At 70.6% G+C, this 20,557-nt stretch carries 16 protein-coding genes; 11 read left to right on the forward strand and 5 right to left on the reverse strand.

Annotated features, from left to right (window positions below; all coding sequences use genetic code 11):
- Positions 1 to 39 precede the first annotated feature (39 nt).
- From ACP4J0_RS07620 to ACP4J0_RS07630, 3 genes are all read left to right on the forward strand, one after another.
- The gene (locus ACP4J0_RS07620) at positions 40 to 1,863 is read left to right on the forward strand and encodes an IucA/IucC family protein (RefSeq protein WP_426597846.1); all 1,824 of its coding nucleotides are present in this window, start codon (positions 40 to 42) and stop codon (positions 1,861 to 1,863) included.
- 61 nt (positions 1,864 to 1,924) lie between these two features.
- Positions 1,925 to 2,617 carry a GNAT family N-acetyltransferase gene (locus ACP4J0_RS07625; protein ID WP_426597847.1) on the forward strand — a complete coding sequence of 231 codons (693 nt, stop codon included), beginning with the start codon at positions 1,925 to 1,927 and terminating at the stop codon, positions 2,615 to 2,617.
- A 305-nt stretch (positions 2,618 to 2,922) separates the two neighbouring features.
- A complete protein-coding gene (locus ACP4J0_RS07630) occupies positions 2,923 to 4,917 on the forward strand; it encodes an ATP-dependent DNA helicase (protein ID WP_426597848.1) in 1,995 nt (664 codons plus the stop codon).
- Positions 4,918 to 5,050: 133 nt separating this feature from the next.
- On the opposite strand, the gene lexA is transcribed toward ACP4J0_RS07630, so the two are convergent.
- Positions 5,051 to 5,830, reverse strand: a complete 780-nt coding sequence (lexA, locus tag ACP4J0_RS07635; RefSeq protein WP_426597849.1) for a transcriptional repressor LexA — start codon at positions 5,828 to 5,830, stop codon at positions 5,051 to 5,053.
- 644 nt (positions 5,831 to 6,474) lie between these two features.
- On the opposite strand from lexA, the gene nrdR reads away from it, so the two are divergent.
- Both nrdR and ACP4J0_RS07645 read left to right on the forward strand, forming a co-directional pair.
- Positions 6,475 to 7,026 carry a transcriptional regulator NrdR gene (nrdR, locus tag ACP4J0_RS07640; RefSeq protein WP_426597850.1) on the forward strand — a complete coding sequence of 184 codons (552 nt, stop codon included), beginning with the start codon at positions 6,475 to 6,477 and terminating at the stop codon, positions 7,024 to 7,026.
- A gap of 167 nt (positions 7,027 to 7,193) precedes the next feature.
- Entirely contained in the window at positions 7,194 to 10,091 is a 2,898-nt protein-coding gene (locus ACP4J0_RS07645; protein ID WP_426597851.1) for a vitamin B12-dependent ribonucleotide reductase, read from the forward strand.
- 96 nt (positions 10,092 to 10,187) lie between these two features.
- Here ACP4J0_RS07645 and ACP4J0_RS07650 read toward each other — a convergent pair whose 3' ends face one another.
- Positions 10,188 to 10,721 (reverse strand): TerD family protein, encoded by a 534-nt coding sequence (locus ACP4J0_RS07650; protein WP_426597852.1) that lies wholly within the window; start codon positions 10,719 to 10,721, stop codon positions 10,188 to 10,190.
- A 158-nt stretch (positions 10,722 to 10,879) separates the two neighbouring features.
- On the opposite strand from ACP4J0_RS07650, the gene ACP4J0_RS07655 reads away from it, so the two are divergent.
- The 3 genes from ACP4J0_RS07655 to ACP4J0_RS07665 all read left to right on the forward strand — a co-directional run bounded on the left by ACP4J0_RS07655 (position 10,880) and on the right by ACP4J0_RS07665 (position 13,189).
- A complete protein-coding gene (locus ACP4J0_RS07655) occupies positions 10,880 to 11,497 on the forward strand; it encodes a YdbC family protein (protein WP_426597853.1) in 618 nt (205 codons plus the stop codon).
- Between the two features lie 114 nt (positions 11,498 to 11,611).
- A complete protein-coding gene (locus ACP4J0_RS07660) occupies positions 11,612 to 12,271 on the forward strand; it encodes a histidine phosphatase family protein (RefSeq protein WP_426597854.1) in 660 nt (219 codons plus the stop codon).
- 12 nt (positions 12,272 to 12,283) lie between these two features.
- Complete coding sequence (locus ACP4J0_RS07665) at positions 12,284 to 13,189, forward strand: ADP-ribosylglycohydrolase family protein (RefSeq protein ID WP_426597855.1); 906 nt, start codon at positions 12,284 to 12,286, stop codon at positions 13,187 to 13,189.
- 263 nt (positions 13,190 to 13,452) lie between these two features.
- Here the strand turns inward: ACP4J0_RS07665 and ACP4J0_RS07670 are convergent, their stop codons facing one another.
- Positions 13,453 to 15,000 (reverse strand): MFS transporter, encoded by a 1,548-nt coding sequence (locus ACP4J0_RS07670; RefSeq protein WP_426597856.1) that lies wholly within the window; start codon positions 14,998 to 15,000, stop codon positions 13,453 to 13,455.
- Positions 15,001 to 15,187: 187 nt separating this feature from the next.
- Here ACP4J0_RS07670 and ACP4J0_RS07675 point away from each other — a divergent pair, with 187 nt between their 5' ends.
- The 3 genes from ACP4J0_RS07675 (at position 15,188) to ACP4J0_RS07685 (ending at position 17,292) form a co-directional block, all read left to right on the forward strand.
- Positions 15,188 to 15,808: a TetR/AcrR family transcriptional regulator gene (locus tag ACP4J0_RS07675; RefSeq protein ID WP_426597857.1), complete on the forward strand. Its 621-nt coding sequence runs from the start codon at positions 15,188 to 15,190 to the stop codon at positions 15,806 to 15,808.
- An 81-nt stretch (positions 15,809 to 15,889) separates the two neighbouring features.
- Positions 15,890 to 16,591 (forward strand): ribonuclease HII, encoded by a 702-nt coding sequence (locus tag ACP4J0_RS07680; RefSeq protein ID WP_426597858.1) that lies wholly within the window; start codon positions 15,890 to 15,892, stop codon positions 16,589 to 16,591.
- 68 nt (positions 16,592 to 16,659) lie between these two features.
- A complete protein-coding gene (locus tag ACP4J0_RS07685; protein WP_426597859.1) occupies positions 16,660 to 17,292 on the forward strand; it encodes a hypothetical protein in 633 nt (210 codons plus the stop codon).
- Between the two features lie 193 nt (positions 17,293 to 17,485).
- Here the strand turns inward: ACP4J0_RS07685 and ACP4J0_RS07690 are convergent, their stop codons facing one another.
- Both ACP4J0_RS07690 and ACP4J0_RS07695 read right to left on the reverse strand, forming a co-directional pair.
- Positions 17,486 to 18,100, reverse strand: a complete 615-nt coding sequence (locus ACP4J0_RS07690) for a hypothetical protein (RefSeq protein ID WP_426597860.1) — start codon at positions 18,098 to 18,100, stop codon at positions 17,486 to 17,488.
- Between the two features lie 281 nt (positions 18,101 to 18,381).
- A complete protein-coding gene (locus tag ACP4J0_RS07695) occupies positions 18,382 to 20,547 on the reverse strand; it encodes a RecQ family ATP-dependent DNA helicase (protein WP_426597861.1) in 2,166 nt (721 codons plus the stop codon).
- Between the last annotated feature and the right edge of the window lie 10 nt (positions 20,548 to 20,557).

Here is a 20,557-nt window from a genome sequence, read left to right on the forward strand (position 1 = left end):
CCCGCCGCCGTCACCGCACACACGCCCCCGCCCACACCGGTGTCTGCCGCCGCCCCCGGGCCCGCACCGGACCTCGCGCACCACGGCGACACCTATCCCGTGGCCCAGGCAGCGGCCGTGGAGAACCTCCTCCGCTGCTGGGCCCGCGAGAGCGACGTGCCCGCTCCCGGCAACGGTGTTCTCCACGTGCCGCTCCCCGCGAGCGGCACCACCCTGACCGTTCCCGTCCACTACTGGTCCCGGACGGGCCGGCACGTCTTCGGCCCGCCGCGCCTGGCCGGCGCCCCCGCCTCGGCTCCGTCCGTGGACGCGGTCACGGTCGCCGCTCTGCTCGCACGGGAGACGTCCCGCGACCCGGGGCCCGGCGAGGCCGAACTCGTCGTGGGAGTCGCCGACTCCGTCCGTCGTACCGCCGCGTTCCTGCGAGACCGCCGGGAACGAGCCTCCGACGGCTCCGGTCCCTTCGACGGCTCCGGTCCCTCCGGCGGCCCCGACCTCTTCCTCGCCGCCGAGCAGGCACTGCTTCTCGGGCATCCGCTGCATCCCACACCGAAGAGCCGCGAGGGCCTCACCGAGGCGGAGTCGCGGCTGTACTCACCCGAACTGCGCGGCTCCTTCCCGCTGCACTGGCTGGCCGTCGCACCCTCCGTACTCGCCACCGACTCGGCCTGGACGGAGCGCGGCAGGCCGGTCGCCGCGCCCGAGCTGACCGCACGCCTCGCCGGGGACGGGCCGGCGCCGCCGGACGGATACGCGGTCCTCCCCCTGCACCCCTGGCAGTTCCGCGCGGTACGGCACCGGCCCGGGACCGCGGCCCTGCTGGACGCGGGCCTGCTCAGGGACCTCGGTGTCCAGGGTGCGCCCTGGCATCCCACCTCCTCCCTGCGGACGGTTCACCGGACCGGCGCCCCGGCCATGCTCAAGCTCTCGCTGGCCCTGAACATCACCAACTCCCGCCGGGAAAACCTTCGCAAGGAACTCCACCGCGGAGTGGAGGTGCACCGTCTGCTGCGACGCGGCCTGTCCCGGCAGTGGCAGGCGGCCCACCCGGACTTCGACATCGTCCGCGACCCGGCCTGGCTCGCCGTCGACGGACCGGACGGCAGACCCGTGCGCGGGCTCGACGTCATCATCCGGCACAACCCGTTCCGGCCCTCGGACGACGTCTCCTGCGTCGCCGGTCTCGTCGCGCCGTGGCCGCACGGTCAGGCGGACGGTTCCGACCGGCGTTCCTCCCGCGCCCCGCGCTCCCGGCTGGCCGAGGTCGTCACCCGGCTCGCCGGGCGGACCGGCCGCCCCCGCACGGCCGTCGCCGCCGAGTGGTTCCTGCGCTACCTCCACCACGTCGTACGTCCCGTGCTGTGGCTGGATGCCCACGCCGGCGTCGCCCTGGAGGCGCACCAGCAGAACACCCTCGTCCTGCTGGACGCCGACGGCTGGCCCGCAGGCGGCCGCTACCGCGACAACCAGGGCTACTACTTCCGCGAGTCCCGGCGGGCCGAACTCGACGCCCGGCTGCCCGGCGTCGGCGCGTACAGCGACACGTTCGTCGCCGACGAGGTCGTCAACGAGCGCTTCACCTACTACCTGGCCATCAACAACGTGTTCGGTCTCATCGGCGACTTCGGTTCCCAGCGCCTCGCCGACGAGCGACTGCTGCTCGCGGCCTTCCGCCGCCTCCTCCGCCGGGCCGCCTCGGGCCCCGAGCCGCTGCGCAGTCCGCTGCCGGCCCACCTCCTCGACTCGCCCGTCCTCCGCTGCAAGGCCAACCTGCTCACCCGGCTGCACGGCCTCGACGAACTCGTCGGCCCGGTGGACACCCAGTCCGTCTACGTCACCCTCACCAACCCGCTGCACTCCTGAGCAGGCCCACGACCCTTCCTCCGTCTCTCTTCCCCCTCTCCTCTCCCGAAAGAGCGACACCGTGGCTTCCACCGACGCCGGCGCCGACGACACCCTGGACCTGCACCTTCCCGAGGAGTTCGTCGCCCTCTTCGGGAAGGAGGGGAACGACCTCGCCGGAGCGGAGACGCCACGGGCCGGTGACGACCTGCTCGACCGTGTCGCCGACTGGGGGCCGGTCCTCACCCCCGTGGGGGTGTTCCACCTGGCACCCGTGCGTGTCGGACAGCACGTGCCGCTCATCAGCCGCTGGATGAACGACCCCGCCGTCGCCGCGTTCTGGGAGCTGACCGGACCCGAGAGCGTGACCGAGGAGCACGTACGGGCGCAGCTCGCCGGCGACGGGCGCAGCGTCCCGTGCGTCGGCGTGCTGGACGGCGTGCCGATGAGCTACTGGGAGATCTACCGGGCCGACCTCGACCCGCTGGCCCGGCACTGCCCCGTCCGGCCGCACGACACCGGCCTCCACCTCCTGATCGGCGATGTCGCCGACCGCGGGCAGGGCGTCGGGACCACGCTGATCGGCGCCGCCGCCGACCTGGTCCTCGCGAGGCGGCCCGCCTGCACGCGTGTGCTCGCCGAACCCGACGTCCGCAACACGGCCTCCGTCGCCGCGTTCCTCGGCGCCGGGTTCCGGTTCTCAGCCGAGGTCGACCTGCCCGCCAAGCGGGCCGCCCTCGTGATCCGCGACCGGACGCCGTGCGAACTGCCGTAGCGTCGTGCGGCCCGGTTCGACGGCTTGATCAGTGCCGCCCCCACGCGCGGACCGGCCCCTCACCCGCCAAGGAGCCCACCCTTGCCCCCGCCCTCCCCGCAGCCCGTCACTCCTTCCTGTCCCTCCGGTCCCTGTCACCCCTCTGGTTTCTCCGGTCTCTTCTGCCCCTCCGGTTCCCTCTTGCTGCTCTGGCCCCTCCAGCTTCTCCGGCCCCTCCAGCTTCTCCGGCCCCTCCAGCCTCTCCAGGCCACCCCTTCGGCCTCGCCCGCACGATTGTCAGTCCCGGGCCGTAGGGTGGTCGCGCTATGACGAAGCCCTCACTCCCCGAACTCCTGCACGCCGCCGTCACCGCCGTCGGCGGCACGGAGCGTCCCGGCCAGGTAGCCATGGCCGAAGCCGTCGAGGAAGCCATCGACGGCGGCTCCCATCTGCTGGTCCAGGCCGGCACCGGCACCGGCAAGTCGCTGGGCTATCTGGTGCCCGCGCTGGCACACGGGGAGCGGGTCGTCGTGGCCACCGCGACCCTGGCCCTGCAGCGCCAGCTGGTCGAGCGGGACCTGCCCCGCACGGTCGACGCGCTCCATCCCCAGCTGCGCCGCCGCCCGGAGTTCGCGATGCTCAAGGGCCGGTCGAACTACCTGTGCCTGCACCGACTCCACGAGGGAGTCCCGCAGGACGAGGAGGAGGGCCTCTTCGACCAGTTCGAGGCCGCCGCCCCCACCAGCAAGCTGGGCCAGGACCTGCTGCGGATGCGCGACTGGGCGGACGAGACCGAGAGCGGCGACCGCGACGACCTGACGCCCGGTGTCTCCGACCGGGCCTGGTCGCAGGTGTCGGTGTCCTCCCGGGAGTGTCTGGGCGCCTCGAAGTGCGCCTACGGCGCCGAGTGCTTCGCCGAGATGGCTCGCGAGCGCGCCAAACTCTCCGACGTCGTCGTCACCAACCACGCGCTGCTCGCCATCGACGCCATCGAGGGCGCCCCGGTCCTGCCGCAGCACGAGGTGCTGATCGTCGACGAGGCGCACGAGCTGGTCTCCCGGGTCACCGGGGTGGCCACCGGTGAGCTCACGCCCGGCCAGGTCAACCGCGCGGTGCGGCGGGCCGCGAAACTCGTCAACGAGAAGGCCGCCGACCAGCTCCAGACCGCGGCCGAGGGGTTCGAGCGGCTGATGGAGCTGGCGCTGCCGGGCCGGCTGGAGGAGATCCCGGAGGACCTCGGCTACGCGCTGATGGCGCTGCGCGACGCCTGCCGTACGGTCATCTCGGCGATCGGCGCGACCCGCGACAAGTCCGTGCAGGACGAGGACGCCGTCCGCAAGCAGGCGCTGGCCTCCGTGGAGTCCGTGCACGACGTGGCGGAGCGGATCACGAACGGCTCCGAGTGGGACGTCGTCTGGTACGAGCGGCACGACCGCTTCGGTGCCTCCCTGCGGGTCGCCCCCATGTCCGTCGCCGGCCTGCTGCGCGAGAAGCTCTTCGCGGACCGCTCGGTCGTCCTGACCTCCGCGACCCTGAAGCTGGGCGGCGACTTCAACGGCGTCGGAGCATCCCTCGGCCTCGCCCCGGAGGGCACCGAGGGCGACGACGTCCCCCAGTGGAGGGGCTTCGACGTGGGGTCTCCCTTCGACTACCGCAAGCAGGGCATCCTGTACGTCGCCAAGCACCTGGCCCGCCCCGCCCGCGACGGCGACCGCGGCGACATGCTCGACGAGCTGACGGAGCTGATCCAGGCCGCGGGCGGTCGCACGCTGGGGCTGTTCTCCTCGATGCGGGCGGCTCAGCTGGCCGCCGAGGAACTGCGCTCCCGCATCCCGGAGTACCCGATCCTCCTCCAGGGCGAGGAGACACTCGGTGAGCTGATCAAGAACTTCGCCGCCGACCCGAAGACCTGCCTCTTCGGCACGCTGTCGCTCTGGCAGGGCGTGGACGTCCCCGGGCCGAGCTGTCAACTGGTCGTCATGGACAAGATTCCGTTCCCGCGCCCGGACGACCCCTTGATGAGCGCCCGCCAGAAGGCGGTGGAGGAGGCCGGCGGTAACGGTTTCATGGCGGTCGCCGCCACGCATGCCGCGTTGCTGATGGCCCAGGGAGCGGGCCGCCTGGTCCGGGCGTCGGGCGACCGCGGCGTGGTCGCCGTACTGGACCAGCGACTGGCGACGGCCCGGTACGGAAGCTATCTGAAGGCGTCGCTGCCCGATTTCTGGTTCACCACGGACCGCAACCAGGTCCGCAAGTCACTCGCCGCGATCGATGCGACGGCACGGCAGACGGAAGCGGAGACGGCGGCGGAGGGCGGCTGAGCGCGGTCTCCTGCACGGCGGTCACCGGGGCCTGGCCCTCCACACAGCGCAGGGCCCCGGAACCGGCGCAGAGGTTCCGGGGCCCGGTCGGGTCGGCGGGTCGCTGTCGTGGCGTACCCGCCCGCCGTGGCGCTCAGACGCGGCGCAGTACGGCCACCACCTTGCCGAGGATGGTCGCGTCGTCACCGGGGATCGGCTCGTACGCCGAGTTGTGCGGGAGGAGCCAGACGTGGCCGTCCTCACGCTTGAAGCGCTTGACGGTGGCTTCGCCGTCGAGCATCGCGGCCACGATGTCGCCGTTCTCGGCGACCGGCTGGCGGCGGACGGTGACCCAGTCGCCGTCGCAGATGGCGGCCTCGATCATCGAGTCGCCGACGACCTTCAGGACGAACAGCTCGCCGTCACCGACCAGCTGCCGGGGCAGCGGGAAGACGTCCTCGACGGATTCCTCGGCGAGGATCGGTCCGCCGGCGGCGATGCGCCCGACGAGCGGGACGTACGACGCGGCCGGCTTGCCGGCGGTGTCCGTGGGCTGCACGGAGGAGGCCTGGTCGGAGCCGCGCACCTCGTAGGCGCGCGGGCGGTGCGGGTCGCGGCGCAGGAAGCCCTTGCGCTCCAGCGCCATCAGCTGGTGTGCGACGGAGGAGGTGCTGGAGAGGCCGACGGCCTGGCCGATCTCCCGCATGGACGGCGGGTACCCGCGCCGCTGTACGGAGTCGCGGATGACCTCGATCACCCGGCGCTGGCGGTCGGTGAGTCCTGAACTGTCCGCCCGGATGCCAGGAGGTCGGCCTGGCAGGGAGCGCTTGTGCCCCTCTGGATTCACGGCGTCGCTCATCGCGTGCACCGGCTCAGGTCGGCCCTGGGGGCGGTCCTGGGCAGTGATGGCGGCACTGTCGGCGGTGGTGGTCACGTCGGCCCCTCTCGATGGTCTCCCTGCTGCACAACGGTAGTAGCTTTCGAAAGGTTGCGCCAAACACACGTTCGAGTGAAAAATCGCGAATCGGTCGCCCGGTTGGCGTGTCGGGGTGTATGGCTTGCGCGATGCCTACGCGTTGTCTGGCGGACGAAAGGGTCCATTGCGGTACTCTTCACCGCCGTGGTGGCAACCTCGGGGGTGTCGCTCCAGTCTGCCATCCGGCGTTCCGTTCGACGGCGTGGGTCCCCTCATCCTTGCGGTAGCCCCACGCCCCCTTCTCGCGGTGCTCACGGTATCTCCGCATGCCCCGGCCGGCCCGGTCGCGCGTGCCCGCGCCCGCCCGGCCTCCGGGCCGTACCGCGCCTGCGCGTGCCCGTGCGGTGCCCGTGCGCGCCGCGTCGTCCGGGCCGTTCGGCGCCTCCGCGTCCGGCGCCTGTACGTACGGGAGCGATACGGGTGCAGGGCGTGTATGTGTGAGTCAATCCCCACATCTAGTGGTTGGATTGCATCAGCAGCCCACAAGTTGTGGTCCCCCGGGTCTTCGGCCCTGTCGCGATCGCCTATGCTGGGGGCTGCTTCGAGGGGCCTGAAGGGCCTCCCGAGGCCATTGAGTCTGCTGTGAGGAGGGTTCGGAGATCATGCACTGCCCCTTCTGCAGGCACCCCGACAGCCGTGTCGTCGACAGTCGTACGACCGACGACGGCACGTCGATCCGCCGGCGCCGCCAGTGTCCTGACTGCTCCCGTCGTTTCACGACCGTGGAGACGTGCTCGCTCATGGTGGTGAAGCGGTCCGGGGTCACCGAACCGTTCAGCCGTACCAAGATCATCAACGGTGTGCGCAAGGCCTGCCAGGGCCGGCCCGTCACCGAGGACGCGCTCGCCCAGCTCGGCCAGCGGGTCGAGGAGGCGGTGCGGGCCACCGGAAGTGCCGAGCTGACCACCCACGACGTGGGGCTGGCCATACTCGGTCCCTTGCAGGAACTCGACCTCGTCGCCTATCTGCGATTCGCCTCCGTCTACCGGGCGTTCGACTCGCTCGAGGACTTCGAGGCCGCGATCGCGGAGCTCAGGGAGGCGACGGGGCGCCCCGGCGGAGACGGCGACGACGCCGGTGCGGGGAGCCAGGAGAACGACCGCGGGTCCGCGGGGGCGGCACAGGTCCCCGAGCCCGCGGGCGCCGCCGACTGACCGGCGGGCCGGACCCGGACTTCGGCGCCCGGGCCCGGCCGGACGGCGGCGAGTGACAAAGACCTGTTGCGGGCGGAGCGAGAGATGCCCGCAATACAAGACAGAACACGTGCCACGGGAACAATCGGGGCACTTCAGGGCGTTTTCGCCCGTACATGGGAGGCGGCATGACAGAGACGGCGAGCGGTCCGGCACGGAGTTCCCGCGCCAAGGGCACCAAGGCGGGCAAGGGACTCCGCGTCGAGCGCGTCCACACCACTCCCGGAGTCCACCCCTACGACGAGGTGGCCTGGGAGCGTCGTGACGTCGTCATGACCAACTGGCGCGACGGCTCGGTCAACTTCGAGCAGCGTGGCGTCGAGTTCCCCGAGTTCTGGTCGGTGAACGCGGTCAACATCGTCACCAGCAAGTACTTCCGGGGCGCCGTCGGCACCCCGCAGCGCGAGGTGAGCCTGAAGCAGCTCATCGACCGCATCGTGAAGACGTACCGGAAGGCCGGTGAGGACCACAAGTACTTCGCCTCGCCCGCCGACGCCGAGATCTTCGAGCACGAGCTGGCCTACGCCCTCCTGCACCAGATCTTCAGCTTCAACAGCCCCGTCTGGTTCAACGTCGGCACGCCCCAGCCGCAGCAGGTCTCCGCCTGCTTCATCCTGTCCGTCGACGACTCCATGGAGTCGATCCTCGACTGGTACAAGGAAGAGGGCATGATCTTCAAGGGCGGCTCGGGCGCCGGTCTGAACCTCTCCCGGATCCGCTCCTCCAAGGAGCTGCTCTCCTCCGGCGGCAACGCCTCAGGACCGGTCTCCTTCATGCGCGGCGCCGACGCCTCCGCCGGCACGATCAAGTCCGGTGGCGCCACCCGCCGCGCCGCCAAGATGGTCATCCTCGACGTCGACCACCCCGACATCGAGGACTTCATCGAGACCAAGGTCAAGGAAGAGGAGAAGATCCGCGCCCTGCGCGACGCGGGCTTCGACATGGACCTGGGCGGCGACGACATCACGTCCGTCCAGTACCAGAACGCCAACAACTCGGTCCGCGTGAACGACACGTTCATGAAGGCCGTCCAGGACGGCGGCAAGTTCGGTCTGACGTCCCGCATGACCGGCGAGGTCATCGAGGAGGTCGAGGCCAAGGCACTCTTCCGCAAGATGGCCGAGGCCGCCTGGGCCTGCGCCGACCCGGGCATCCAGTACGACGACACCATCAACCACTGGCACACCTGCCCGGAGTCCGGCCGCATCAACGGCTCGAACCCCTGCAGCGAGTACATGCACCTGGACAACACGTCCTGCAACCTCGCCTCGCTGAACCTGATGAAGTTCCTGAAGGACGACGGCAAGGGCAACCAGTCCTTCGACGCCGAGCGCTTCGCGAAGGTCGTCGAGCTCGTCATCACCGCGATGGACATCTCCATCTGCTTCGCGGACTTCCCGACCCAGAAGATCGGCGAGAACACCCGCGCCTACCGCCAGCTCGGCATCGGCTACGCCAACCTCGGCGCCCTGCTGATGGCGACCGGCCACGCGTACGACTCCGACGGCGGCCGCGCCCTGGCCGGCGCCATCACCTCGCTGATGACCGGCACGTCGTACCGGCGCTCCGCCGAGCTCGCCGCGATCGTCGGCCCGTACGACGGCTACGCCCGCAACGCGCAGCCGCACCTGCGGGTCATGAAGCAGCACTCCGACGAGAACGCCAAGGCCGTCCGCATGGACGACCTGGACACGCCGATCTGGGCCGCCGCCACCGAGGCCTGGCAGGACGTGCTGCGCCTCGGCGAGAAGAACGGTTTCCGTAACGCCCAGGCGTCCGTCATCGCCCCGACCGGCACCATCGGTCTGGCGATGTCCTGCGACACCACCGGCCTCGAGCCCGACCTCGCCCTGGTCAAGTTCAAGAAGCTGGTCGGCGGCGGCTCGATGCAGATCGTCAACGGCACCGTCCCGCAGGCCCTGCGCCGCCTGGGCTACCAGGAGGAGCAGATCGAGGCGATCGTCGCCCACATCGCCGAGCACGGCAACGTGATCGACGCCCCCGGCCTCAAGCACGAGCACTACGAGGTCTTCGACTGCGCCATGGGCGAGCGCTCCATCTCCGCGATGGGCCACGTCCGCATGATGGCCGCCATCCAGCCGTGGATCTCCGGCGCCCTCTCCAAGACGGTCAACCTGCCGGAGTCGGCGACCGTCGAGGACGTCGAGGAGGTCTACTTCGAGGCCTGGAAGATGGGCGTCAAGGCGCTCGCCATCTACCGCGACAACTGCAAGGTCGGCCAGCCCCTCTCCGCCAAGACCAAGGAGAAGTCCGCGACGGACGCCGTCGCGGAGAAGGCCGAGGCGACCATCCGCGAGACGGTCGAGAAGGTCGTCGAGTACCGTCCGGTACGCAAGCGCCTCCCGAAGGGTCGTCCCGGCATCACCACGTCCTTCACGGTCGGCGGCGCCGAGGGCTACATGACCGCCAACTCCTACCCGGACGACGGTCTCGGCGAGGTCTTCCTGAAGATGTCCAAGCAGGGTTCGACCCTCGCGGGAATGATGGACGCCTTCTCCATCGCGGTCTCCGTCGGCCTCCAGTACGGCGTGCCGCTGGAGACGTACGTCTCGAAGTTCACCAACATGCGCTTCGAGCCGGCCGGTATGACGGACGACCCGGACGTGCGGATGGCGCAGTCGATCGTCGACTACATCTTCCGCCGCCTGGCGCTGGACTTCCTGCCCTTCGAGACGCGCTCCGCGCTCGGCATCCACTCCGCCGAAGAGCGTCAGCGTCACCTGGAGACGGGCTCGTACGAGCCGTCCGACGACGAGCTCGACGTCGAGGGCCTGGCCCAGTCGGCGCCGCGCGCCCAGGAGCTGAAGGCCGTCGCCACGCCGAAGGCCGAGGTCGAGGCGGCCAAGCCCGCTCCGCAGCAGGCGCACACCAGCGCCGAGCTGGTGGAGATGCAGCTGGGCATCCAGGCCGACGCTCCGCTGTGCTTCTCCTGCGGCACGAAGATGCAGCGCGCCGGTTCCTGCTACATCTGCGAGGGCTGCGGCTCGACCAGCGGTTGCAGCTGACCCGTAGGTCCACATGAGTAAGGGGCGTCCGCCAAGGCGGACGCCCCTTACTCATACGCGGCTGCTCATACGCGGCTGCTCATGCGCCGGGCGCCGTCAGGGGCGGCGTGTCGCACCCATCGTGGCGGCGAACGCCGCGCGATCCCCCTCGAAACCGTGCACGCCGGCCCGGAACTCCCATGCCCCCGTCTCGTCCCGGACGAACTCGGCGACCGTCGCCGCCGACGCGCCCAGGACACCGCTGAAGTCGTCCGTGGCAAGGTCGGTGTGGCCCTCACGGATGCGCAGGCCCGGGTTGCCCACGTCCCCGAAGGTCCGGTCCTCGGTGCGCTGCTGGATCGCGACGCCCACCACCACGCGCGCGTACCGCGCGTCGAGCCGCTCCAGCTCCAGCGTCATGACCTCGTCGAAGCCGAAGCCCTTGCCGTCCCGGCTGTCCCGGTTCAGATAGATGGTGCCGTCGGGGGAGCGGCTGTCGAAGTGCACCACATAAGAGGGGTCGCCGTACGGATCACCCACCGGATAGGTCCCGGCGACGAGGTCCAGGTCGGCGGCTGGCTGCCCCGCCGGACTGGGGTCCCACCGCAGTGCGACCTCGACCTTGCGAATGCCCTTGTTGAGGCCGTTCACGAACATCCCCTTCCCTGGTCCCGCGCCCCTGCCCGGCCACTTCAACTGCCGAGTGGTGACGGTCGGTTGCCCATCCTGCCACGCGCAGCGAGCCTGCTGCGGGCAAGCGGTCCCGCGGAGAGTGACCGGTACCACGTTCCCTGGCCTACCATGGCGCGGTGCTGGTCAAGTGGATTCGCTGCACCGTGGTGGACCGCCGCGGTTTCGAGCGGGGGCAGCGGAAGTGGGCGGGGCTTCCGGGGGAGCCGGGTTTTCGGGGACAGGGGGGTGGCTGGAGCCGGGGGCGGCAGGACGTGGCGCATGTCTTCGCCTTCTGGGAGAGCCGTGCCTTCTACGACTCGTTCATGGCCCGTTCCCACGACCGGCTCGCCTCGGCCCAGGCAGGCACCTTCAAGGACGCCCAGGTAAGGCTCTTCGACTACCGGTTCGACGTGAAGACCGGGTTCGAACCGCGCTTCACCGACGCCGACCTGCTGCGGGTGGCGCTCTGTCGCGTCCACGAGGAGCGGGCCGAGCACTACGTCCTCATGCAGGAGAAGGTCTGGAACCCCGCGATGGCCGGTTCGCCCGGTATGGTCCGCGGGCTGTTTGGCGAGGCACCGGGGAACGAGTACCTGGTGCTGTCCATGTGGCGGTCGGCCGCCGAGCACGGCAAGTACCGCGCCGAGAGGGTGGAGCGGCTCGCCCTGCGCGCTCAGACGGAGGCCGACATCGCGGCACTGACCGGGGACATCGTGCAACTGGAACCCTCGTGGACCGTTGAGATCGGATCCTGACCGAGTGCCCCTGCGCCCGACGGGTGCCGACCCGGATGTGGAAACTGTGTGACGTACGCCGTACGGGGCCCGTTCGAGTGCTTGGTTCCGTCCCTTTCGATCTAGGGTTCTGACATGGCACGACCACGGCGCATCGTTCTTGTCCGGCACGGCGAGTCGACGGGAAATGTCGATGACTCCGTGTACGAGCGCGAGCCCGACCACGCGCTGGCCCTCACGGAACGGGGCCGGGCGCAGGCAGAGGAGACGGGCAAGAGGCTGCGCGAGGTGTTCGGCCACGAGCGGGTCAGTGTGTACGTCTCCCCGTACCGCCGGACCCACGAGACACTGCGCTCTTTTCGCCTCGACCCCGGACTCATACGGATACGGGAGGAGCCCCGGCTGCGTGAGCAGGACTGGGGCAACTGGCAGGACTGCGACGACGTGCGCCGGCAGAAGGCCTACCGGGACGCCTACGGCCACTTCTTCTACCGCTTCGCCCAGGGCGAGTCCGGTGCCGACGTGTACGACCGGGTCGGCGGTTTCCTGGAGAGCCTGTTCCGCAGTTTCGAGGACTCCGACCATCCGCCGAACGTCCTCCTGGTGACCCACGGCCTGGCGATGCGACTGTTCTGCATGCGGTGGTTCCACTGGACGGTCGCGGAATTCGAGTCGCTGTCGAACCCCGGGAACGGCGAGATGCGCATGCTCGTTCTCGGTGACGACGGCAAGTACACCCTTGACCGTCCCTTCGATCGCTGGCGAGATCCGGAACCGTACGGGATCACCGGATAGAGTGGCAGGGCGATGACCGCTCATTCATCTCCCGACGGGCGCCTGGACCGGGCCCTGTCCAGCCTGCGCGGACTGTCGGTGGGCGACGCGCTGGGCTCACAGTTCTTCGTGCCGGCGAACTACCCGCTGCTGAAATGCCGCGAGCTGCCCCCCGGTACCTGGCAGTGGACGGACGACACGGAAATGGCGTGCTCCGTGGTCTCCGTCCTGGCCACCCACCACCGCATCGACCAGGACGCGCTGGCGCTCTCCTTCGCCCGGCACCACGACTTCGACCGCGGCTACGGCCCCGCCGTCAACCGGCTGCTGCGACTGGTCCGGGAAGGCGGTGACTGGCGGGAGCTCGCCGCCGCGCTGTTCAACGGCCAGGGCTCCTGGGGCAACGGCGCCGCGATGCGCATCGCGCCGCTGGGCGCCTGGTACGCGGACGACCCGGAGCAGGCGACCCATCAGGCGGAGATCTCGGCCTACCCCACGCATCAGCACCGCGAGGCGGTGGTCGGCGCCATGGCGGTCGCCGCGGCCGCCGCACTGGCCGCGGACCCCGGCGGCCCTCCCACCCCCCACGCGCTCCTGGACGGGGTGATCGCCCTGGTGCCGAAGAGCGCGGTCGGCGCCGGACTGCGACGAGCCCGGGACATGCTCGACTACGGCGACGCGACCACGGTCGCGGCGGTGCTGGGCTGCGGCAGGCGTACCACCGCACACGACACGGTTCCCTTCGCCCTCTGGTCCGCGGCGCGCTCCCTCGGAGCTTACGAGCGCGCCTTCTGGACGACCGCCCAGGTCGGCGGGGATGTGGACACGACCTGTGCCATCGTGGGCGGGGTGGTCGCCGCGGGCGAGACCGGAGCGCCGCCGCCCGAGTGGGCGGGGCGGGTCGAGGCGTTGCCCGAGTGGATGTCGGCGCAGGCTTAGCGGACTCTCCGTATGTGGCGGGAACTCTGCGTGACCGCTCGTCCGTTGTCGTGACAACCGTTGTGCGAGGCGTGAGCCTGGCCGGGAGTGTCACGAGGGGGTAGCGCATGGGGTGGTTGCCGCTGGTGTCGGTCGTCGCGCTGCTGTTCTTCGTCCTGCTTTCCCGGTCCGGCACCCTGTCGACCGGGAGCCGACGGCGCGGGTACCGGCGAGCGCCCATGGCGCCCGCCGGTGGACACCGCCCGGCCCGGAGTACCGCGCGGTCAGCCCATTCCCGGCCCGGCCGAGCCGGACAGCGCCTCCAGGTCGCTCTTGCGTACCCGGATCACCAGCCATGCCGTGGCCAGGGCGAGTACGGCCATCGCGGCAGCCGGCATGAAGGCAGCCGATATACCCTGCGCCAGCACTTCGTGTCCCCAGGGCGCCGGCAGCTGGTGCGTCTGGGCGAATTCCGCCTTCTGCTCCGCCGAGCCGTTGGTGAGGAAGTCCGCCCCCTGCTTCTCCGCCTCCTCCTTGGTGGCCGTGCCGAACATCGTCGTCAGGATGGCGAGGCCGATCGAGCCGCCCACCTGCTGCATCGCGTTGAGCAGGCCGGACGCCGCGCCCGCCTCGTGCTGGGCGACCCCGGAAACGGCGGTGAGCGTCAGCGTCACGAAGTTCAGTCCCATGCCGAACCCGAAGATCAGCATCGGCCCGAGGACGCCGCCGACGTAGGTGCTGTCGGAGCTGATGAGGGCCTGCCAGCCGAGCCCGATCGCGGCGAGCGCCGAGCCCACGAGCATGAACGGCTTAGGGCCGAACACCGGCAGGAAACGCTGCGACAGGCCCGCGCCGAGCGCGATCACGACCGTGACCGGCAGGAAGGCCAGACCAGCCTGGATGGGGGTGTAACCCAGCACGTTCTGAACGAACAGCACGATGTAGAAGAACATGCCGAACATCGCCGCGGCCAGGCTCAGCATGATCACGTAGGTGCCGGAGCGATTGCGGTCGGCGAACATCCGCAGCGGGGTGATCGGCTCCTTGGCCCGCGACTCGATGAACACGAAGGAGAGCAGCAGGACCACCGCGGCCGCGAAAGAACCGATGGTCAGGCCGTCCCGCCAGCCCTCGTCCGCGGCGCGGATGAAGCCATAGACGAGGGACGCCATACCCGCTGTCGAGGTCACCGCCCCGGCGATGTCGAAGCGTCCGGAGTGCCGCTCGGACTCGCTGATGTACAGCGGGGTGAGCACGGCGATCAGTACGCCGATCGGCACGTTGACGAAGAGCACCCAGCGCCAGTCGAGCCACTCGGTGAGCATGCCGCCCGCCAGCAGGCCTATGGCGCCGCCGCCTGCGGAGACGGCGGCGAAGACACCGAAGGCCCGGTTGCGTTCCGGCCCTTCGGGGAAGGTGGTGGTAATGAGGGCGAGCGACGTGGGCGACGCGATCGCGCCTCCCACACCTTGCAGGACGCGCGCCGCCAGGAGCTGCCAGGGCTCCTGGGCGAAGCCGCCGAGCAGCGAGGCGAAGGTGAACAGCAGGATGCCGGTCATGAAGACCCGGCGACGGCCGAGGATGTCACCGGCACGGCCACCGAGCAGCAGCAGACCGCCGAAGGTGAGTGTGTAGGCGCTGACGACCCAGGTGAGGTCGGTGGTGCTGAAGCTGAGCGCCTCTTGAATGTGCGGGAGGGCGATGTTCACAATCGTCGCGTCGAGTACCACCATGAGTTGGCAGGCCGCGATGACGGTGAGCGCGATGCCGGGACGCCCCTCCCGGCGGGCCGCTCCCGGCTTCTGGTCTCGGATCAGGGAAGAGGTTGCCACTATGTGTCCCCCACGAATGACTTAGTGAACGACCGCGTTCACTGTTGCTTCAACGTTAGTGACTCCCGGACAGTGAACGCAAGCGTTCACTTGATGTGCTGTCCTGCGGCCCGTCCCCCGTTGTGGCCGTACGCCGCCTTCCCTCTCCCCGAACGTCTGATTTCCCCGCACCCTGGAGACCTTCGACATGGTTGCTTCGCACTGGGCGGCCGCCTCCGCCCGGACGCCCTCCCGCCGGCGTGGGGCGGTCCTCGAACGCGCCATCCTCGACGCCGCGCTGGAACAGCTCGGCACCGTCGGCTGGAACGGCCTGACGATGGAGGGCGTGGCCGCCGGAGCCCAGACCGGCAAGGCGGCGGTCTACCGCCGCTGGCCGTCCAAGGAGGATCTCGTCGCGGACGCGCTGCGGTCCGGGCTGCCGCGCTTCGACGCGGTGCCCGACTTCGGGAGTGTGCGCGAGGATCTCCTGGTGCTGTGCCGGAGGGCCCGCGACGCGATGTACTCCCGCCCTGGATTCGCGTTGCGATCAGTGCTTCACGAATGCGACAGCGTGCAGGCGGAACGCTTCCATGCGGTGATCGTCGCAGGGGTGATCGAGCCGACCCTCACGATGCTCCGCGAGGTCGTCAACCGTGGAATAGAGCGGGGAGAGGTCCGGCGGGAAGCGTCCAACGGATACGTCTTCGACGCCATCCCGGCGATGATGATGTACCGGTCAAAGGTTTGTGGAAGTGAATGGACGGACCAGGAGATTGAGGAGATGATCGACCAGCTGATGGTTCCGCTGCTGCGGCCGGACGCTGTCTGATCCCGGGCTTCGCGGGCCCGGGTCCCGTTTGGGGAGCCGGGGTGTCGCCGGAGGTTCGGGGCAGCGTAGGCTAAGGACGCCATGCCGTACGAACCACCTACTCACACCGTCGAGCGCTCTCTCCGCGCTACGACCGGAGCAAAGATCATTGCCGGTGTCGATGAGGTGGGGCGCGGTGCGTGGGCCGGTCCGGTGACCGTCTGCGCCGCGATCACCGGACTGCGTCGGCCCCCGGCCGGCCTCACCGATTCCAAGCTGCTCACCATCAAGCGACGCACCGAACTCGCCGTGGAACTGCAGACCTGGGTGACGTCCTACGCGCTGGGGCACGCCTCTCCGGAGGAGATCGACGCCCTGGGAATGACCGCGGCGCTGCGACTGGCGGCGGTCCGTGCCCTGGAGGCCCTGCCGATCCGCCCCGACGCCGTCATCCTCGACGGCAAGCACGACTATCTCGGGGCGCCTTGGAAGGTCCGCACGGTGATCAAGGGCGACCAGTCCTGCGTGGCCGTCGCGGCTGCTTCCGTGCTCGCCAAGGTCCAGCGCGACAAAATGATGGCCGAACTGGGTATCGACCATGCAGACTTCGGTTTTGCGGACAACGCCGGGTATCCGTCGCCCGTGCACAAGTCCGCGCTGGAGGAGCGGGGGCCCACCCCGCACCACCGGTTGTCGTGGGCGTATCTTGATGCGCTGCCCCAGTGGCGGCACCTCAAGAAGGTCCGTAGCGGGGTGGACGGAAGCGTTCCGGAAATCGAGGGTCAGCTCGGCTTCGATTTCTGAAAGTTCCGCTCGCAGGCATGTGCCACCCGCCGACGCGAGCCGCACCAACGTTTGATAAAAATCAGCTCATGCCTCTCAGTCCCGAGGAGCCTCAGATTCACGAGAAGGCCCAGGGTCCCCGCGCCACTCCGGCCAGCGGCCGCACCGCGTCGACCCCCCGCCCCGTACCCGGCCCCCGTCCCGCGGCACCGCCGCGCCCCGGCCGCCCCGGCCCCGCGCGGCCGGCGCCTCCGACGCAACGCGCGTCGCGCGACGCCACCGCGGCCAAACCCGGCCCGTCCGGCCCGGCTGCTCCGGCAGCCACCCCGGCCGCCCCGCAGATCCAGCTGGTCCCGGCCTCTCCCGAAGGCGCGCTCGACGCCGCCGAAGAGGCTGTGGACCTTCTGCTGGACTCGGGTCGCACCCCCGGTGACGTGCTGGTGATCACCACCGGCGAACCACACCCGTGGGCCGCCCACGAACTGTCCTTCGGCGATGCCGCCTACTGGGCGCAGCACGACGCGGGCGACGACGTCTTCTACGCGGACGCCGCCGTCGCGGACCGTGCCACGTCGCGGGCCGTGGTCGTGGTCGTGATCAACGGAGGCCCCGAAGCCGCCGCTGTCACCGCCCTGTCCGTGGCCCACTCCCGGGCCGGTGCCCTGCTGATCGTCTGCGGTGACCCGCAGCGGATCAACTCGGTGCTGGGCGCGGGCGTCTGAGTCCGTACCGTCGCGTGCGGGGGCGCCGGTGTGACGCATGGGCCGCCGGACCGGCCCCCGCACAGGGTGCCCTCGCGTGCCGGCGCGATTGGCGTCCGCCGGGCGGCGTACGGGCGTAGCCAGGTGTTTCCTCTGCCTGGACATCAGCCTGGACGTCGCGGCGCGGTGCCGGAGCACCCCGTGTCCGTGATGCTCAGCGAGCGGCCGCCCGGCGCAGCACGTCCGATGGAACACCGCCGGTCCGCGGTGACGGGGGAGGTGTCTCCGACGTGGCGAACGGCTCCGGCGTGGACGCCGTGTTCGGCCGGCGCCCGCCGCGGCCCTCGCCGAGGACCTGCCAGCCGTCACGGGTCAGCGTGATGTACGCGCCGCAGCGCAGCCCGTGCAACGTGCACGCGTCCCGCAGTCCCCACATCCACGCGCCGTCCTCTTCGGTCCAACGCGCGTCGCCCTCGCGGCAGTAGAGCAGTACGGCGGTGCGCACCGGAGTGCGGCGGCGCAGGTCGTGCGGGATCACCCGGCGCAACTGGGAGAGCAGCGCGTTGCGGAACATCCATCCGTCGGCCGGGGTCCGGTGGCTGGTGAACGAGGCGCTCGCACGCAGTCGTTCGTCCGGATCGAGTACGGCCACGACCGCGGTCGCCGGCTTGGGGCGGTGCCGCGAGTGCAGCCCGCTGACGACCTCCCGCGGATTCCGCAGCAGCGGGATTCCGGCAGCTGCCCACTCCGCCGGTTCGAGCATGCGAGTGGCGGAAGCGGCGGACGACGACAACGATGCCGCCGAGGACGGAGCGAATCCGAAGGTCACGTTCCTCCCTTCGGCTACGCGCCCGCACTGCGGGCGGGGGGTCGGATGTGAGGGAGCCCGCACCGCAGTGAAGCCCTGCCGGATGACGGACGAGCCGTGCGGGGAGCGGACTTCAATTCTTCCTGTCGAACTTGGATGCGGCAACGAGCAATTGGGACCGACGGTCGTTATCGGATGATGTGCGTCCTATATCCCTACCCAGAGCGCCGCCGGGGGACGCACGGAACGCGCCACCCGGGGTCGCGCGGAACTCCGGTCCCGCCTGCGCCCGCGGCGGGCGATCACCCCTGCACGGCCAGGACCATGGGCAACACTGCCTGGGCGCCGGCGCGGCGGAGCAGCCGGGCCGCCACCGCGAGGGTCCAGCCGGTCTCGGTGTAGTCGTCCACGAGCAGGACCGGGCCTTCGAGGCCGGCGAGCGCGGCGGCGAGGGCGGGCGGCACCGTCAGCGCGCCGTCGAGTGCCTTGAGCCGCTGCGCGCTGTTGCTGCGCGACGCTCTGGCAGCCTCACCCGTGTACTCGACCGAACCGAGCAGTGGCAGCCGGCCGACCTCGGCGATGCGGGATCCGAGGGAGTGGACCAGTTGCGGCCGGGTGCGCGAGGCGACGGTCACCACTCCGACGGGACGTGGCCGGCCGTCGACCGCCCCCGAGGCCCAGCCGCCGGGTCCCTTCGCCCAGTCGGACAGTACTGTCACGACGGCCTTCGCGACATCGTCGGGCACCGGGCCGTCGGGCGTCTGGGCCGAGAGCATCGGTCGCAGCCGGTTGCCCCAGCCGATGTCGGACAGACGGCCCAACGCCCGGCCCGGCCCGGCCTGTTCCCCGGCCGGGATGCGCCCCTTCAGATCGACGCCGATCGCGGGAAGCCCGGTCGGCCACATGCGGCGCGGCTCCACCTCGACGCCGGCCCGGCCGAGATCGACCCGCGCGGCGTCGAGAGCGTCGGTGGAGGTGTCCGCGGTGAAGCGCGGACCCGCGCAGTTGTCGCAGTGGCCGCAGGGCTTGGCCCCCTCGTCGTCCAGTTGGCGTTGCAGGAACTCCATCCGGCAGTCCGTCGTCGAGGCGTAGTCGCGCATCGCCTGCTGTTCGGCTCTCCGCTGCCGCGCCACCCAGTCGTAACGCTCCGCGTCGTACGTCCACGGTCGCCCGGTCGCGATCCAGCCGCCCTTGACCCGCTTGACCGCTCCGTCCACGTCGAGGACCTTGAGCATGGTCTCCAGGCGGGAACGGCGCAGCTCCACCAGGGGCTCCAGAGCGGGCAGCGACAAGGGGCGTTCCGCGTGGGCGAGAATGTCGAGCGTGCGGCGCACCAGGTCCTCCGACGGGAAGGCCAGCGAAGCGAAGTACTCCCAGATCGCTTCGTCCTCCTTCCCCGGCAGCAGGAGCACCTCCGCGTGCTCGACACCACGCCCGGCCCGGCCGACCTGCTGGTAGTACGCGATGGGGGAGGAAGGCGAGCCCAGGTGCACCACGAAACCCAGGTCGGGCTTGTCGAATCCCATGCCCAGCGCCGAAGTGGCGACCAGTGCCTTGACCCGGTTGGCTAGCAGGTCGTCCTCGGCCTGCTGCCGGTCGGCGTTCTCGGTCTTGCCGGTGTAGGAGGCGACGGTGTGGCCGCGCTGCCGCAGGAAGGCGGTGACCTCCTCGGCGGCGGCCACGGTGAGCGTGTAGATGATTCCGGATCCCGGCAGCTCGTCGAGGTGGTCGGCGAGCCAGGCCATCCGGTGCGCGGCGTCGGACAGCCGCAGCACGGCCAGGCTGAGGCTCTCCCGGTCCAGCGGCCCGCGCAGCACCAGCGCGTCCGACGTGCCGCCGGTGCCGAGTTGCTCCGCCACGTCGGCGGTCACGCGTGCGTTGGCGGTGGCGGTGGTAGCCAGGACGGGCACGCCGGCCGGGAGGTCGGTGAGCATGGTGCGCAGCCGCCGGTAGTCCGGGCGGAAGTCGTGGCCCCAGTCGGAGATGCAGTGGGCCTCGTCGACCACGAGCAGACCGGTCGCGGCGGAGAGCTTGGGCAGCACCTGATCGCGGAAGTCCGGATTGTTGAGCCGCTCGGGACTCACCAGCAGTACGTCGACCTCGCCCGCGGCGATCTCGTCCTGGACGGCGTCCCACTCCTCGGTGTTGGAGGAGTTGATGGTCCGGGCGCGGATGCCGGCCCGGGCCGCGGCCTCCACCTGGTTGCGCATCAGCGCGAGCAGCGGGGAGACGATCACCGTGGGCCCGGCACCGCGGTCACGCAGCAGCGCGGTCGCCACGAAGTAGACCGCGGACTTGCCCCACCCCGTGCGCTGGACGACCAGGGCCCGGCGCCGGTCGGCGACCAGCGCCTCGATCGCCCGCCACTGGTCCTCCCGCAGCCGGGCGGCGCCGGAGGCGTCCCCGACGAGGCGGGCGAGGACCGTGTCGGCCGCTGTCCGGAGATCCGCGTTGCTCGTGTGCTCCATGCGTTCCATA

This window comes from Streptomyces sp. WG7 (assembly GCF_049975785.1).
Taxonomy (GTDB): Bacteria; Actinomycetota; Actinomycetes; order Streptomycetales; family Streptomycetaceae; genus Streptomyces.

Bases quoted from the DNA above. Each gene is read 5' to 3' on its own strand.
- ACP4J0_RS07685 (WP_426597859.1), top strand. From the start codon at position 16,660: ATGCCTCTCAGTCCCGAGGAGCCTCAGATTCACGAGAAGGCCCAGGGT.
- ACP4J0_RS07665 (WP_426597855.1), top strand. From the start codon at position 12,284: ATGACCGCTCATTCATCTCCCGACGGGCGCCTGGACCGGGCCCTGTCC.
- ACP4J0_RS07675 (WP_426597857.1), top strand. From the start codon at position 15,188: ATGGTTGCTTCGCACTGGGCGGCCGCCTCCGCCCGGACGCCCTCCCGC.
- ACP4J0_RS07645 (WP_426597851.1), top strand. From the start codon at position 7,194: ATGACAGAGACGGCGAGCGGTCCGGCACGGAGTTCCCGCGCCAAGGGC.
- ACP4J0_RS07660 (WP_426597854.1), top strand. From the start codon at position 11,612: ATGGCACGACCACGGCGCATCGTTCTTGTCCGGCACGGCGAGTCGACG.
- ACP4J0_RS07630 (WP_426597848.1), top strand. From the start codon at position 2,923: ATGACGAAGCCCTCACTCCCCGAACTCCTGCACGCCGCCGTCACCGCC.
- ACP4J0_RS07680 (WP_426597858.1), top strand. From the start codon at position 15,890: ATGCCGTACGAACCACCTACTCACACCGTCGAGCGCTCTCTCCGCGCT.
- ACP4J0_RS07695 (WP_426597861.1), bottom strand. From the start codon at position 20,547: ATGGAGCACACGAGCAACGCGGATCTCCGGACAGCGGCCGACACGGTC.
- nrdR (WP_426597850.1), top strand. From the start codon at position 6,475: ATGCACTGCCCCTTCTGCAGGCACCCCGACAGCCGTGTCGTCGACAGT.